The sequence below is a fragment of the Dellaglioa sp. CoH-57-MRSF-20 genome, from assembly GCF_056781955.1.
The window spans coordinates 50,035-65,060 of sequence record NZ_JBXAXV010000002.1; the positions used below are offsets into that span (position 1 = coordinate 50,035).

Below are 15,026 nucleotides of genomic sequence, written 5' to 3' on the forward strand. Positions count from 1 at the left end.
AATAAAAGGCTAAGTTATCTAAAATAACTTAGCCTTTTATTAATTTATACGAATAAGTTAATAAGCATAACACCACCGAGCCCTGAAACAGAGACGACTGTTTCAAGAACGGTCCACGTTGCGAGTGTTTCTTTAACGGTTAGATCAAAATATTCTTTAATCATCCAGAAACCAGCATCGTTTACGTGAGATGCAATTAAACTACCTGAACCAATGGCGATAACCATTAATGCAGGATCAACGCCTGACCCAGCTATTAAACCACTGACTAGACCGGCAGCTGTTAATGCAGCAACTGTTGCAGAACCAAGAGAAATTCTAAGAAGTGCAGCAATTAACCAGCCTAACAATAATGGTGATAACGATGAGGATTCAAACATTCTTGAGATAACATCTGCGACACCACCATCAACAAGAACTTGCTTAAATGCACCTCCACCACCAATGATTAAGAGTAGCATTGCAATTTGTTTAATGGCAACTTCAAGAGAAGCCATAATATCTTTGACTGGGATCTTTCGGGCAATACCCATTGAATAGATAGCGAACAGAAGGGAGAGCAGCATGGCAACGCCAGGAGACCCAACGAACATGAAAAAGGAATCTATAGAGTTAGGGTTCTTTGGTGTTATCCCTTTATTAATAATCATGTCGTAAACTGTTGAAATAGCCATAATTACAACGGGAAATAAAGATGTCAAAGTACTCATTGCAAAACTAGGTGTATCTTCAAGTTTAAATTCTTTTTGTGTTCCTAATGCGCTTAAATTTCCTTTTTGCTTAAATGCCGAAGGAATATATTTTTTTGCAATCATAGCGAAAAGTGGACCGGCAATCAATGTTACCGGAATAGCTAATAGTAATCCGTAAATAAGAACCATCCCTACATTAGCATTTAGTGCTGATGCAATTGCAGTTGGGGCGGGGTGAGGTGGTAAAAAGCCATGAGTAACTGAAAGTGCAGCTGCCATGGGAATCCCAAGATATAAAACTGAAATTCCTAATTCCGTAGCAATCGCAAAAACGATTGGGATCAATAAAACAATACCAACTTCGAAAAATAATGCAATACCAATAATGAATGATGCAAGTACGACTGCTAATTGAATCCATTTTCGACCAAATCGGTTAATTAAAGTAGTCGCAATCCGATAAGCACCACCTGAATCAGCAACCAGTTTACCTAGCATAGCACCAAAACCGAAGACTAAGGATAAATGACCTAATTGACTACCAATACCATTTTCGATAGAAGTCGTGATTTTATCTAAAGGCATCCCTAATCCAATGGCAACAACAAATGATGTGATAATTAATGAAACAAATGTATTTAATTTAAATTTAATGATTAATAAAAGTAAAAAGAGAATCCCAATAAAAACAATTAAAAGTGGCATAGTAACTTTCCCCCAATGAAACTAGATTTGATGATAATGTTTCCGCTGGAAATCAGCAATATTTTTATATTCAGCGCTTAATGACCTACTTACTCGAACAAATATAGGTAATAGCTCACGATATACTTCAAAGTTTTCTTTTTGTGGTTGGTGGACATGCATGGAACCAATCATATTTTCAACAGCAGATAGATCAGCAATTAAATGTAAACTTTGCATTCCTAAGACAGCTGCGCCAAGACAAGAACTTTCAAAACTTTCAGGAATTGTAACTTCTTGTTCAAAAATATCGGCTAATAATTGTCGCCATAAAGATGATTGGGCAAAACCACCTGTTGCTTGGATTCTAGTGGGTTTCCCAGCAATTTCAGTTAGTGCTAACATGACCATGTCTAAATTGAAAACGATCCCTTCAAGTACAGCTCGAGCCATATGCGCACGTGTATGTTGACGTGTTAAACCAAAGAATGAACCTCTAGCATTAGCATCCCAGAGTGGTGCCCGTTCGCCACCAAGATAGGGGTGGAAGAGGAGTCCATCGGAACCGGCAGGAACCTTTTCTGCAATTTGAGTGATGACTTCATAGGGATCAATTTTCATTTGTTCAGCAGTAATTTTTTCGGGTGTAAATATCTCATCGCGCAACCAGCGGAAGACGATACCGCCATTGTTAACTGGCCCACCAATGACCCATTTATTTTTGGCGAGCGCATAACAGAATAGTCTACCTTTAGGATCTGTAACAGGGTGATCGATAACCATTCTAACGGCACCACTCGTACCAATTGTGACAGCCGCAACACCCGGTTCGATAGCATTAACACCAAGGTTTGATAGAACACCATCACTTGCACCAACAATAAAAGGAACATCACGTTGGATACCAGTTATTTTAGAAAATTCAGTATTTAGTCCGGATAGTTGGTACGTTGTTTCAACTAGTTCTGGTAACTGTTCAGGTGTGACACCAGTTACAGATAATGCTTGCTTATCCCAATCTAAATTAAAAATATTGAATAAGCCTGTAGCTGACGCTAAAGAATGATCAATAACAAGTCGATCAAATAATTGATATAAAATATAATCTTTAATACCAACAAAATAGGCTGCCTGATTAAATAAATCTGGTTTATCATTCTTTAACCAAATTAGTTTTGATAATGGTGACATAGGATGAATAGGTGTTCCAGTTTTGAGATAAATTTCATGACCAACACCTGATTCATTTAAATCATCACTCCACTTGCTAGCTCTGTTATCAGCCCAAGTAATCGATCTAGTTAACGGTTTATGATTTTTATCAAGTAGAATTAAACTGTGCATGGCAGCTGAAAATGAAACGCCTTTTAAATCAGTGGGGCGTAAGTTCGCTTTTTTATTGACCTCAGTGATTGCTTTTGTTACAGCAGCATAAATTTCATCAGGATCTTGTTCAGCCATCCCATTTTCTTCTTGATAAAGTGAGTAACCAATATTAGCGTATTCAATTACGGTACCTTTAAGATCGTATAAAACTGCTTTCGTGCTTGTTGTTCCAATATCAACACCGATTATATGTGGCATAGTGATCTCCCTTGAATAAATAGTAGTATGAATAATAAAGTTTATTAAAATTACAGTTAACGCTTACATTATCGTCTTTGAGTTAATTTAAAGCAACTATCTTTACTTATTTAAAATTTGATAATAAAGGATAGAATGCTGCTAAAATTAAAAAGAAGGAAAGAATAATGATTAGAATAGTTTGACGGCGATTACCATGATGTAAGAATAAGTTTAAACATGAGGTAACAGCAATGTAACCACCAAGTATCATCAAAAAGATAAATGTATCTGTAATAGGATTTAAACTAATAAGCGAAAAAAGTCCCAGTATCAATAGCCAGTTACGACTATTTTTTTCCCAGGCTAACGAGCCAAAAAAAAGTGACTTATATGAAAATTTTCGACGTTTTTTTTTCGTAAATGTAGAAATATAAATAATAGTGGTCATAATAAACCAAATGGAAAGAATGAATGGACCGAGATATTGCATAAGTAAACTCCGTTAAATTTAATTTTTTGAAAATAAAGTTGATAAACGTGTCATAAAAGTCGATAAGAATCTTTCGGTTTCAACGGCAACAGCGACAACCGTTGTTGCTTGATTTGAATTTAGGCGTGTCTCGTCACCGATTGTACGTCCAGAAAAAGGCGCTTCTGTGTCAACTTTCATATTGATAGGTAAAGTAGTGACTAAAGATGCATCTATAGCAACGGCAACAGCTAAGGGGTCATGCAAAGCACAGCCGTCTAAATTTGTTTTTAGGTTTGCATAGGCGTTAATATAGTAATCAACAATATCGGCGAAAGCTCGACTTGATGGACTGTCAATTTCACGCCATAGCTCTGTTTCTTTTTTTGTTAAAAGTGTTTTAAGTGTTACGTCTAGACCTACCATTGTAATAGGCAATTTACTTTGGAATACTTCATTTGCGGCTTCTGGATCTTGATTAATATTTGCTTCAGCAACGGCAGTTACATTTCCAGGGATTGTTAAAGCACCACCCATTAAAACGACTTTACCAATTAATGTTTCAATTTTAGGATCTTTTTTTATGGCTAATGATAAGTTCGTTAATGGACCAGTAGGCACAATAATTAAATCTGATTGAAATTCATGTGCAGAATCGATAATAAAATCGATTCCAGATTCTGAGGCGTATGGTTGGCTTGATTTAGGGATTTTTATGTCACCTAAACCGTTCATACCATGTATTTCTTGGCTTATTTCTAAAGTATCAAAAGATTGAGTCGTGATTGAATGTTTCTCACCGAGATAAACTGGAATATTTGATTCACCTAATAAATTAAGTAAGTTCAAACTGTTTTGAACACCAGCTAGCATTTGCAGGTTACCGTAAGAACCTACAATACCAATTAAATCAATTTCGGTACTAGCGAGAGCATAGGCAATAGCCAATGCATCGTCAATACCAGTGTCTAAATCCAAAATCATTTTCTTTCTTCCCATAAATAAAACCTCCCCAATATTTTAATAACCTTAGTTTACCAAAAAAAGCGATAAATTGTTATCGTTTTCCTCTTTAATTAATGCATGAATGAATGCAATGCTTTATAATAAACTTTGAGAACTAAACAAAATTTGATGTAATTTAAATTTATTTAAAATATGAGGTGATAGTATGGCACAAGAAACATTGTTTGATTATTTAAAGAAGGAATTACCAAAAATTGATTTTGATGGTGATATTGTATTAGATTGGCAGAAAAAGGATCATACATTTACAGTAGATCTCACATTTTATGCTGAGAATAAGTCACAACAAGCAATTCTTGATATTGAAGGTGTTAACTCAGAATTACCCATTATTTCATTTGGGGATGCTATATTACTCTATGATGAAGAACGTTTTGACTCAAAGGAAGTTGAAAAAGAGTATTTAACAACATTACCCTTTCAAGGGAAATCGGGTTGGGAACGCTCAGAGGCAGCAGCATTTATTAACTATTTACAAATTGTACTAGACAATGGTCAAAGTGATTTGTTAGATTTTTTGAATGATGATGATGCTGAATTCTTTGAACTAAGTTGGTCAGCTAGCGATTTTGAAAAAATTCAAAAAGCACAAAGTACAGAAAAAAGTATGCGATTAATTTATCCAAAATTTTAGGAGGATTTCAATTTGAAATGGACAGAAGTAAGTATCTCAACAAGTAGTGAAGCTGTAGAAGCGGTTTCTAATATTTTAATTGAAAGTGGTGCTGAAGGTGTCCAAATTGATGATTCAAAAGATTTTGAAAAATTAATGCAGGATAATTTAGACGGGAACGATTTTACATCAGTTGAGCACCAAAATGATGGAGCAAAGATTTCTGCCTTTTTCCCTGAAACTATTTTTATTCCTGAAATATTGCCAACTATACAGAGTAGGGTTAATCAATTAGCTGATTTTGGACTTAATCCGGGACGTGGTCTGATTGAATTGAATGAAGTGGATGACCAAGGTTGGGGATTGGAATGGCAACAATACTACCATCCGGTTAGAGTTACCCGATTCCTAACAATAGTACCAAGTTGGGAGAAATATCAGGTGGTCCAACCTGATGAAAAAGTGATACGTTTAGACCCTGGTAAAGCATTCGGTACAGGAACACATCCCACAACCCGGCTAGCTTTGGTAGCACTAGAGCAAGTAATACGTGGAAATGAATCTATGATTGATGTTGGAACAGGTTCAGGTGTTTTAAGTATTGCTGCAAAACATCTTGGTGTTGGTCATATTGATGCGTATGATTTGGACGATATTGCAGTAGATGCTGCCGTATTAAATTTCAACTTAAATCCAATTGCAAATCAGATACATGTAGCAGCTAATGATTTACTAAATGGTATTGATAATAAGGTTGATTTAATTGTGGCTAATATTTTGTCCGAAATTATTGTACCGTTAATTCCGCAAGCTAGAAGAAATTTAAATCCAGGTGGCCATTTTGTGACATCTGGGATTATTGCAGATAAAGTCGATTTAATCAAGGAGTCACTGGTAACTGGTGGATTTGAAATACAACAGATTTTAAATATGGGTGACTGGTTCTCAATTATTGCAGTTAAAATGGATTTGGAAGGTTAGGTAGTAAAGATGCAGAGATATTTTTTGAAATCTGATGAGTTAATTTTAACAGATGAGGATTTTCATCATGCAATTAAAGTTATGCGTTTGGCTGTTGGTGATCAAGTTGAACTCGTTAAGCAATCAACAGAGGTTGTTGTTGCAAAGATGAAACAGGTTACTGAAAGTTCAGCTACTTTTGATTATCAAAAGACAGTAGAAACATTAGTTGAGTTGCCAGTAGAAGTAACAATTGCGTCGGCTCTTTCAAAAAAAGATAAGGCAGACTGGATTGTACAAAAAGGTACAGAAATGGGGGCTGCCCATTTTATATTTTTTAATAGTGATTTTTCTATTGCAAAATGGGATCAAAAAAAGCAGGCTAAAAAAATTGAACGTTTAAAAAAAATTGCTAAGGGTGCTGCAGAACAAGCACATCGAACTAAAATTCCAACGATTTCATACGCTAAAAAAATTGATGAGATATTTCAACAATCTTATGATATTCAGATTGTTGCATATGAAGAATCTGCTAAACAAGGTGAGGTTAGCCAACTAAAAAAATCATTTGATTTGATTGAACCTAATCAAAATATGATTGCGGTATTTGGTTCAGAGGGTGGTATTTCAAAATCAGAAATTGATAAGTTAGCTACAGCTGGTTATCAAAAGGTAGGCTTAGGACCTAGAATTTTACGTGCAGAGACTGCTCCGTTATACTTATTAGCGAGCCTTTCATTTGTTAGTGAATTAAGTTAAGTAAGGCATGAGAAAACGAAATGAGGAAATATTTTTGAAAAATTTTCTAAGCATAACAGCTGCATGGTACTTAACGGTAAGTATTGCCATCGGAATTGTGGTCCCGATGGTACTGACCTTAGTTAATGCAAACGATGTTATAAAAATTGGTGTTTCTTTATTTATAGTAAATGTCATTTTTTCTATCATTATTGGTGTTATTATTGGTAGAAATGATCATAGTTTGATTTTTAACTTTTTCTTTCCAGTTATTTTTGCAATAGGTGTGTTGTGCCATTTATTTCAAAGTATCACTATCTTTTTTGCAATTATTTATCTTTGTTTATCATTATTAACATGGGGAATTTCAAAAAAATAATACAAATACTTTATGAATACATGAGTACGCGGACTGCATTATGGAATCGCGTATTTTTATTTTATATAAAAAGAGGTGTGTAGATATGACAAAAGAAGAAATGTGGAGTGCTAGAGACGTTTTGGAAATCGTTGAAAGCTATATGAATGAAGAACATGTTGCATTTGTACAAAAAGCATGTGATTTTGCTACCTATGTTCATAAGAATCAATATCGTAAGTCTGGCGAACCATATATAATGCACCCAATACAAGTTGCTGGTATTCTTGCAGAATTAAAAATGGATCCGGAGACTGTTAGTGCAGGATTTTTACATGATGTTGTTGAAGACACACCAGTTACTTTAGGTGATGTAGGCGAACTTTTTGGTAAAGATGTGCAAGTAATTGTCGATGGTGTAACAAAATTAGGTCAAATTCAATATAAATCTCATCAAGAGCAATTAGCTGAAAATCATCGTAAATTATTGTTAGCGATGTCTAAAGATTTACGTGTTATTATTGTGAAATTAGCAGATAGGTTACATAATATGCGGACGTTAAAACACTTACGTCCAGATAAGCAACGACGAATTGCAAATGAAACGTTAGAAATATATGCACCATTGGCAGACCGTTTAGGTATTAGTACGATTAAGTGGGAATTAGAAGATAGTTCATTACGTTATCTGAACCCCCAACAATACTATCGAATTGTTCATTTGATGAATTCTAAACGTGAAGAACGTGAGGCTTATATTTCTGGAGCTATTGAAGAAATAAAAGTTTCCATTAGTGATTTAAAAGTTTCAAGCGAAATTTATGGGCGACCAAAGCATTTGTATTCTGTCTATAAAAAGATGAAAGACCAACATAAACAATTCTCTCAAATTTATGACCTCCTAGCTGTTAGAGTAATTGTTGGATCAATTAAAGATTGTTATGCGGTACTTGGGGCAATACATTCTAGATGGAAACCAATGCCTGGAAGATTTAAAGACTATATTGCGATTCCAAAGGCTAACTTGTACCAGTCTCTGCATACGACTGTTGTCGGACCAGAGGGACGTCCTTTTGAAGTTCAAATTAGAACAAAAGAGATGCATGAAATAGCTGAATTTGGTGTAGCAGCACATTGGGCTTACAAAGAAGGTGTGAAAGAGAAAGTTCAGCAAGATGACGCGGGTACAAAATTAAATTGGTTTAAAGAAATTATTGAATTACAAGATGAGACTGATGATGCTTCTGCTTTTATGGAAAGTGTTAAAGGCGATATCTTTGGTGACCGCGTTTATGTATTCACACCTAAAGGTGATGTTTTTGAATTACCCAAAGGTGCAGGACCACTTGATATGGCCTACAGTATTCATACTGAAATTGGACATCATACAACGGGTGCAAAAGTTAACGGAAAGATTGTGCCATTAGATTATCAAGTCAAAAATGGAGACATTGTTGATATCTTAACTAGTAAAAGTTCAATAGGACCAAGCCGTGATTGGGTTAATTTGGTGCATACAAATAAAGCTAGAAATAAAATTAAACACTTCTTCAAACTACAAGATCGTGTTGCTAATGCAGCTAAAGGTGAAGATTTATTGACGATGCAATTAATTGATTTAGGATTTGATCCTAAAAAAGTCATTACAAAAGAAAATATGAAACAGCTTTTGGATAAAAGACAATTGTCTGAATCAGATGACTTGTATGCTGCAATTGGATTTGGAGAGGTAGCAACGTTAGGTGTCGCCAATGCTTTAACGGAAGATATTCGCTCTAAAGAAGAAGAAGTTCGACAAGTTAATGAGCAGAAGGCAATCCTTGAAGAACATAAAGAAATGAAAAAACCAGACGTATCTGAAAAAAATCGTAAAAGTAGCCATGATGGTGGTGTTGTAATTGATGGCGTCGATAACTTACTTGTTCGATTAAGTCATTGCTGTAATCCTATTCCAGGAGATGACATTATTGGTTATATTACAAAGGGGCGTGGTGTTTCAGTTCATAGAACTGAATGTCCTAATGTTATTAAAGCTGAAGAGTCCGGGGAAAGAATTATTAGTGTTAAATGGGATAAAACCATGGATGATAAATCTAATTATCAATCTGATTTGGAAATCCAAGGGTACAATCGTTCTGGACTTTTGAATGATATTTTACAATCATTGAATAATACAACTAAGCAATTAAGCTCAGTTAATGGCCGTGTTGATAATAATAAAATTGCGACAATGGATGTTTCAGTTGGCGTAAAAGATATTGTTCAATTAGAAAGAATTATGGAAACTTTGAAAAGTGTTGAAGACGTTTATGCTGTTAAAAGGAAAATTCATTAATTTTCTAATGGAGGTACTAAAGAAGTGAAAATTGTTGTTCAACGTGTTAAAAAGGCTAGTGTTTCGGTAAATGGTCAGGTATTAAATCAGATTAATGTAGGATATCTTTTATTGGTGGGATTTAAGACGGGTGATACATCTACTGAGATAGATTATATGGTAAAAAAAATCTCTAATTCCAGATTATTTGAAGATGATATGGGAAAAATGAATTTAAGTATTCAAGAAATAAATGGAGAAATTCTATCTGTTTCACAATTTACTTTGTACGCGTCAACAAAAAAAGGGAATAGACCAAGCTTTACAGATTCTGAAGAACCTAATTTAGCTGAGGAACATTATGATGAATTTAATCAAAAATTGGCTGAAATAGTAACTATTGTTAAACCAGGTCAATTTGGAGCAGATATGGATGTTGAACTTATAAATGATGGACCAGTAACAATTATTTTTGATACAGAGAAAAAATAAAGGATGTATTAGAATCAACTCTAATACATCTTTTTGGTGTAAAGAATATTTGGAGGGTATAAAATGATAAATAATTATTTTTGGGACTTTGATGGGACGCTTTTTGATACTTATCCTGAGATGGTTAAGGCATTTCAAGAAGCGTTACGTTTACAAAATGTAATTGCGACTAGAACAGAAATTTATAAAATTATGCGAGAAAAATCTGTTAGACAAGCAATTCAAATTTATCAAGAAACAAATTTGAATTTAGATGTTGAACAATTGAGGGTAAGCTATGATGATTTAGAAAGACAGAGTCAAAAAAATGCAAAATTATTTCCTGGTGCAAAAGAAGTTTGTAAATGGGTGGTTGATAATGGTGGACAAAACTTTTTATTAACCCATAGGGATCAAAGCGCAATTGATATGCTTAGGGAAACAAATATTATTCATTTGTTTTCAGATTTTGTTACTTCAGATCAAAAATTTCCAAGGAAACCTAATCCAGCGTCACTTAATTATCTTGCAGAAAAAAATGCAGTTGATTACCAGAAAGCAGCAATGATTGGTGATCGGGAGTTGGATATTGCTGCAGGGCATAATGCAGGTATGAAGGGATATTTATTTGATTTTGATCAAATGATTTCAACAGTTGAAAAACCAGATAAGCGTGTATTGAAATTAATTGATTTAATACAAAAATAAGACAATGATAGTTAAGCATTGTCTTATTTATTTTGGATATAATTTGTTAAACCTTCAACGACTGATTTTGCTGTTTTTTCTTGAAAGCTGCTACTTTGGATTAACTTAAAGTCATATTTTGTATTAATGTACCCTAATTCTAGTAAGACGGATGGTTGTGTATTATCTCTTAGAACAAGAAAATCGCCAAATTCCGTTCCACGATTATCAAGACCGGTATCGTTTAATTCGGCATTTATTGAATTTGCAAGTGCTAAATCAGCTGTCTTATTATAGTAGTAACTTGTTAAACCAGTTGCTTCATCATCATTAGGCGATGAATCAAAATGGAAACTAATAAATGCATCTGCATTATTTGATTCTGCAAGTTTAGCGCGTGGGGCTAAATCTACATACGAATCAGAGTCTCGTGTTAAAATCACATTGGCGCCACGTTTCTTAAGAAGATAAGCTACTTTTTTTACAATTTGAAGCGTGTAGATTTTTTCTTGTTTATCTTTGATTGAAAGTGCACCTGAATCGTTACCGCCATGTCCGGGATCTAAAACAATCGTTGCTTCAGATAATTTAGTCACTTTGGCATTTTTTTTAGAAAGAATCCAGTTTGCTACCCAACCTTTTTTAGTATTTGGCAAACTTACGTATGACCAATTATTTTTTTCTCGAATAATTGTAATACGCTCACCTTTCTTAAGAGTGTCTAACACTTTATTTGACGTACTTGGTCCGGTACGTACATTAATATTGTCAGATGTAACAACGGTTTCTTTTAAATAAGTTGTCGTTTTTACAATACCTAAACATAGGGTACAAAAAATGATGATTAATAAAATGACTCTTGGCCAGTTTATGCTGAATCCATGTTTTCTATTTGTTGACATTTATGTACTCCTTTAACTATAGATATTGAATCTAAATATTAGTATACCAAATATTTGTTCAATAGTAAGAATCAAATTTAATAATATTGTAAGTTAAGCTGTACTTGACTTTAGAGAGTTACTCGAGTAACTTTATAATTAATAAAATATTAAAACCGATGAAAAAGAAATTAGGTTAGTTAAATTGTATAGAGAGTGAATAATTTGCTGAAATATTCACCATTTTTGCTAACCGAAAGACACTTTTGAGGTGCGTGTGGTTAAATCACATGTCGTTTAAGTTGCGTTAAGCTATTAGTAAAAAATTAAGGTGGTACCGTGCAAAAGCACCCTTGTCGTATTTAGATGAGGGTGCTTTTTTGTATATAATGCCACAAATAGGAGGATTTATAATGAAATTTCAACGTCCCAAAGGAACAGCAGATATAATCCCAGCAGATTCAAAAAAATGGCAATATATTGAAGAAACCGCTAGAAATATATTCTCAAGTTACCAATATGATGAAATTAGAACACCACTTTTTGAACATTTTGAGGTTTTTTCAAGAACTTCAGGTGATACTTCTGATATTGTAACTAAAGAAATGTATGATTTTAAAGATAAAGGTGACCGCCATATAACACTTCGTCCTGAAGGAACAGCTGGAGTTGTTAGAGCGTATGTTGAAAATAAACTTTATGGCCCAGAAATTCAAAAGCCATTTAAAACGTATTATATTGGACCAATGTTTCGTTATGAAAGACCTCAATCTGGACGCTTACGTCAATTTCATCAAATTGGAGTTGAAGCCTTTGGGGTTGATAATCCAACACTTGATGTTGAAGTTATGGCAATGGCAATTGATTTCTTATCAAAATTTGGATTAACAAATTTAAAATTAGCTATTAATACTTTGGGAGATAATGATAGTCGTGATAATTATCGTGACGCATTAGTTGCATATTTACGTCCCTTCGCTGATCAATTAAGTGATGATTCAAAAGCACGTTTAGAAAAAAATCCACTACGCGTTTTGGATAGTAAAGATAAAGGTGATCAAGAAATTGTTAAAAATGCACCATCAATTCTAGATTACCTTAGTGAAGAGTCACAGGCTCATTTTAACCAAGTAAAAGTGTTACTTGATGCATTGGAAATTCCATATGAAGTTGATTCAACAATGGTTCGTGGACTTGATTATTATAACCATACCATTTTCGAAATTATGTCTGATTCAAAAGCATTTGGTGGGAAATTTACGACCATTTGTGCTGGTGGACGATATAATGGCCTTGTTGAGCAATTAGGTGGTCCTGAAACACCAGGGATTGGTTTTGGCTTGGGGATTGAAAGATTATTATTAGTTCTTGAAGCTGAAGATGCAAAATTACCCGTTGAACAAAGTTTAGATGTTTATGTTGTTGGTATTGGTGAAGAAACGAATACTGAAACACTAAAACTCGTGCAATCAATGCGTAAGGCAGGTTATTCAATTGAAAGAGATTATTTAAATCGTAAACCAAAAGGTCAATTTAAATCTGCTAATCGTATGAATGCTCATTTTGTTATGACTTTAGGTGAGAGCGAACTAGAAACACAAACTTTGAATTTTAAAAATATGAAAACAAGTCAAGAAATTATATTAAAATTAGAAGATGTATATACTGATTTTTCGAAAGTATATGAAAAGGCATTAAAATTAGAAATGGAGGCTGATGGAGAATGAAAAGAACAACATACAATGGTTTAGTTGATGAAACTTTTATTGGTCAAACAGTTACATTAAAGGGATGGGTACAAAAAAGACGCGATTTAGGAAATTTAATTTTTATTGATTTACGTGATCGTGAGGGCATTGTTCAACTGGTTTTTAGTCAAGAATTTGATTCCGAAGCTTTAAAGATTGCTGAAGAGTTACGTAATGAATTTGTTGTTGAGGTTGCAGGAAAAGTGACACAACGGGATGCTAAAGCAATCAACCCAAGAATGAAAACGGGTAAGATTGAAGTTGAAGTTCATAATGCAGTTATTTTGAATAAAGCAAAAACACCGCCATTTGAAATACAAGATGATATTAATGTTGTAGATGATACAAGATTAAAATATCGTTATTTAGACTTACGTCGTCCTGAAATGCAAAAATCATTAATGATTCGTAGCCGTATTACACAATCTGTTCACAGCTACTTAGATAATCAAAATTTTATTGATATTGAAACACCATATTTAACAAAATCAACACCTGAAGGGGCTCGTGACTATCTTGTACCTTCCCGTGTCTATCCTGGGCATTTTTATGCATTACCACAATCACCTCAATTATTTAAGCAATTATTGATGAATGCCGGATTTGATCGTTACTACCAAATTGCTCGTTGTTTTAGAGACGAAGATTTGCGTGGTGACCGTCAACCTGAATTTACGCAAATAGATTTAGAAACATCATTTATGTCTGCTGAAGAAATTCAAGATTTAACAGAAGGTTTATTAAAACGTGTAATGAAAGATACTTTAAATATTGACCTCGAATTACCATTACAACGTATGACTTGGAATGAATCAATGGCAAGATATGGTTCTGAAAAACCGGATATTAGATTTGATATGGAATTAAAAGATATGTCTGCTGCAGTTAAAGATATTGATTTTAAAGTATTTACTAATACTTTAAACAATGGTGGACTTGTTAATGCTATTGCGATTCCTGGTGGTGCCGATAAGTATTCACGCAAAGCGATTGATGCTAAAACGGCTTATATTGAACGTTTTGGTGCTAAAGGGTTAGCTTGGGTAAAAGTAACTGAAGAAGGATTTAGTGGCCCAATTGCTAAATTTTTAAATGACCATGTTGATGCAATTAAAGAAGCTGCTGGTGCAAATGTCGGAGATTTAATTTTGTTTGTTGCTGACAAAGCAAGTGTTGTTCGTGCATCATTAGGTTACTTACGTAATGATATTGCCAAAGAGATGGATATGATTGATGAAAATAGATTCGCCTTCCTTTGGGTTGTTGATTGGCCATTATTTGAATACAGTGAAGACTTTGACAAATTTATTGCTGCGCATCATCCTTTTACTATGCCAAATGAAGAAGATATTCATTTACTTGATGAAAATCCACATGAAGCACATGCACAAAGTTATGATATTATTTTGAATGGTTATGAATTGGGTGGTGGGTCAATCCGTATTCATAAACGCGATATTCAAGAAAAAATGTTTAAGGCTTTAGGATTTACTAAAGAAAGTGCGGAAGAACAATTTGGATTTTTCCTAGATGCACTTGATTATGGATTCCCACCACATGGTGGATTGGCTATTGGGTTAGACAGATTTGCTATGTTATTGGCAAAGAAAGATAACATTCGCGAAGTTATCGCGTTCCCTAAAAATTCAAAAGCATCAGAGCCATTGACGAATGCGCCTAGTCTAGTTGCAAGTAAGCAATTAGATGAATTATCGTTAAAAGTTGAAGAAAATAAATTAAAATAGACGTTTAAAAGACTAATGATTAAACTCATTAGTCTTTTTTAGGCATAAAAATATCAATATTATGTTAAGTGATT

The 15,026-nt window shown here is 34.0% G+C and carries 14 protein-coding genes and 1 other annotated feature; of the genes, 9 read left to right on the forward strand and 5 right to left on the reverse strand.

Going from position 1 to position 15,026, the window contains the following annotated elements:
- Positions 1-44 precede the first annotated feature (44 nt).
- From AC1RPN_RS02050 to AC1RPN_RS02065, 4 genes are all read right to left on the reverse strand, one after another.
- Positions 45-1,397, reverse strand: a complete 1,353-nt coding sequence (locus AC1RPN_RS02050; RefSeq protein WP_481761372.1) for a gluconate:H+ symporter — start codon at positions 1,395-1,397, stop codon at positions 45-47.
- A gap of 21 nt (positions 1,398-1,418) precedes the next feature.
- The gene (gntK, locus tag AC1RPN_RS02055) at positions 1,419-2,960 is read right to left on the reverse strand and encodes a gluconokinase (RefSeq protein ID WP_481761371.1); all 1,542 of its coding nucleotides are present in this window, start codon (positions 2,958-2,960) and stop codon (positions 1,419-1,421) included.
- Positions 2,961-3,066: 106 nt separating this feature from the next.
- Entirely contained in the window at positions 3,067-3,432 is a 366-nt protein-coding gene (locus AC1RPN_RS02060; RefSeq protein ID WP_481762403.1) for a hypothetical protein, read from the reverse strand.
- Between the two features lie 18 nt (positions 3,433-3,450).
- A complete protein-coding gene (locus AC1RPN_RS02065; protein ID WP_481761369.1) occupies positions 3,451-4,410 on the reverse strand; it encodes a nucleoside hydrolase in 960 nt (319 codons plus the stop codon).
- Between the two features lie 172 nt (positions 4,411-4,582).
- On the opposite strand from AC1RPN_RS02065, the gene AC1RPN_RS02070 reads away from it, so the two are divergent.
- From AC1RPN_RS02070 to AC1RPN_RS02100, 7 genes are all read left to right on the forward strand, one after another.
- Positions 4,583-5,071, forward strand: coding sequence for a DUF3013 family protein (locus AC1RPN_RS02070; RefSeq protein ID WP_481761368.1), 489 nt, complete (start codon positions 4,583-4,585; stop codon positions 5,069-5,071).
- A gap of 12 nt (positions 5,072-5,083) precedes the next feature.
- Entirely contained in the window at positions 5,084-6,031 is a 948-nt protein-coding gene (gene prmA / locus AC1RPN_RS02075; protein WP_481761367.1) for a 50S ribosomal protein L11 methyltransferase, read from the forward strand.
- A 9-nt stretch (positions 6,032-6,040) separates the two neighbouring features.
- On the forward strand, positions 6,041-6,769 hold the full coding sequence (locus AC1RPN_RS02080; RefSeq protein ID WP_481761366.1) for a 16S rRNA (uracil(1498)-N(3))-methyltransferase: 729 nt from the start codon (positions 6,041-6,043) through the stop codon (positions 6,767-6,769).
- Positions 6,770-6,803: 34 nt separating this feature from the next.
- Entirely contained in the window at positions 6,804-7,127 is a 324-nt protein-coding gene (locus AC1RPN_RS02085; RefSeq protein WP_481762180.1) for a hypothetical protein, read from the forward strand.
- A gap of 85 nt (positions 7,128-7,212) precedes the next feature.
- Complete coding sequence (locus AC1RPN_RS02090) at positions 7,213-9,441, forward strand: RelA/SpoT family protein (RefSeq protein WP_409022473.1); 2,229 nt, start codon at positions 7,213-7,215, stop codon at positions 9,439-9,441.
- A gap of 24 nt (positions 9,442-9,465) precedes the next feature.
- Positions 9,466-9,912 (forward strand): D-aminoacyl-tRNA deacylase, encoded by a 447-nt coding sequence (gene dtd, locus AC1RPN_RS02095; RefSeq protein WP_481761364.1) that lies wholly within the window; start codon positions 9,466-9,468, stop codon positions 9,910-9,912.
- 63 nt (positions 9,913-9,975) lie between these two features.
- On the forward strand, positions 9,976-10,599 hold the full coding sequence (locus AC1RPN_RS02100) for an HAD-IA family hydrolase (RefSeq protein WP_481761363.1): 624 nt from the start codon (positions 9,976-9,978) through the stop codon (positions 10,597-10,599).
- 23 nt (positions 10,600-10,622) lie between these two features.
- Here AC1RPN_RS02100 and AC1RPN_RS02105 read toward each other — a convergent pair whose 3' ends face one another.
- Entirely contained in the window at positions 10,623-11,480 is an 858-nt protein-coding gene (locus AC1RPN_RS02105) for an N-acetylmuramoyl-L-alanine amidase family protein (protein ID WP_481761362.1), read from the reverse strand.
- A gap of 149 nt (positions 11,481-11,629) precedes the next feature.
- Positions 11,630-11,817, forward strand: a binding site (T-box leader).
- 55 nt (positions 11,818-11,872) lie between these two features.
- Here AC1RPN_RS02105 and hisS point away from each other — a divergent pair.
- Together hisS and aspS are read left to right on the forward strand one after the other, a co-directional pair.
- A complete protein-coding gene (gene hisS / locus AC1RPN_RS02110) occupies positions 11,873-13,186 on the forward strand; it encodes a histidine--tRNA ligase (RefSeq protein ID WP_481761361.1) in 1,314 nt (437 codons plus the stop codon).
- A complete protein-coding gene (aspS, locus tag AC1RPN_RS02115) occupies positions 13,183-14,952 on the forward strand; it encodes an aspartate--tRNA ligase (protein WP_481761360.1) in 1,770 nt (589 codons plus the stop codon). The genes hisS and aspS overlap by 4 nt, the downstream gene beginning before the upstream one ends.
- Positions 14,953-15,026: the final 74 nt, after the last annotated feature.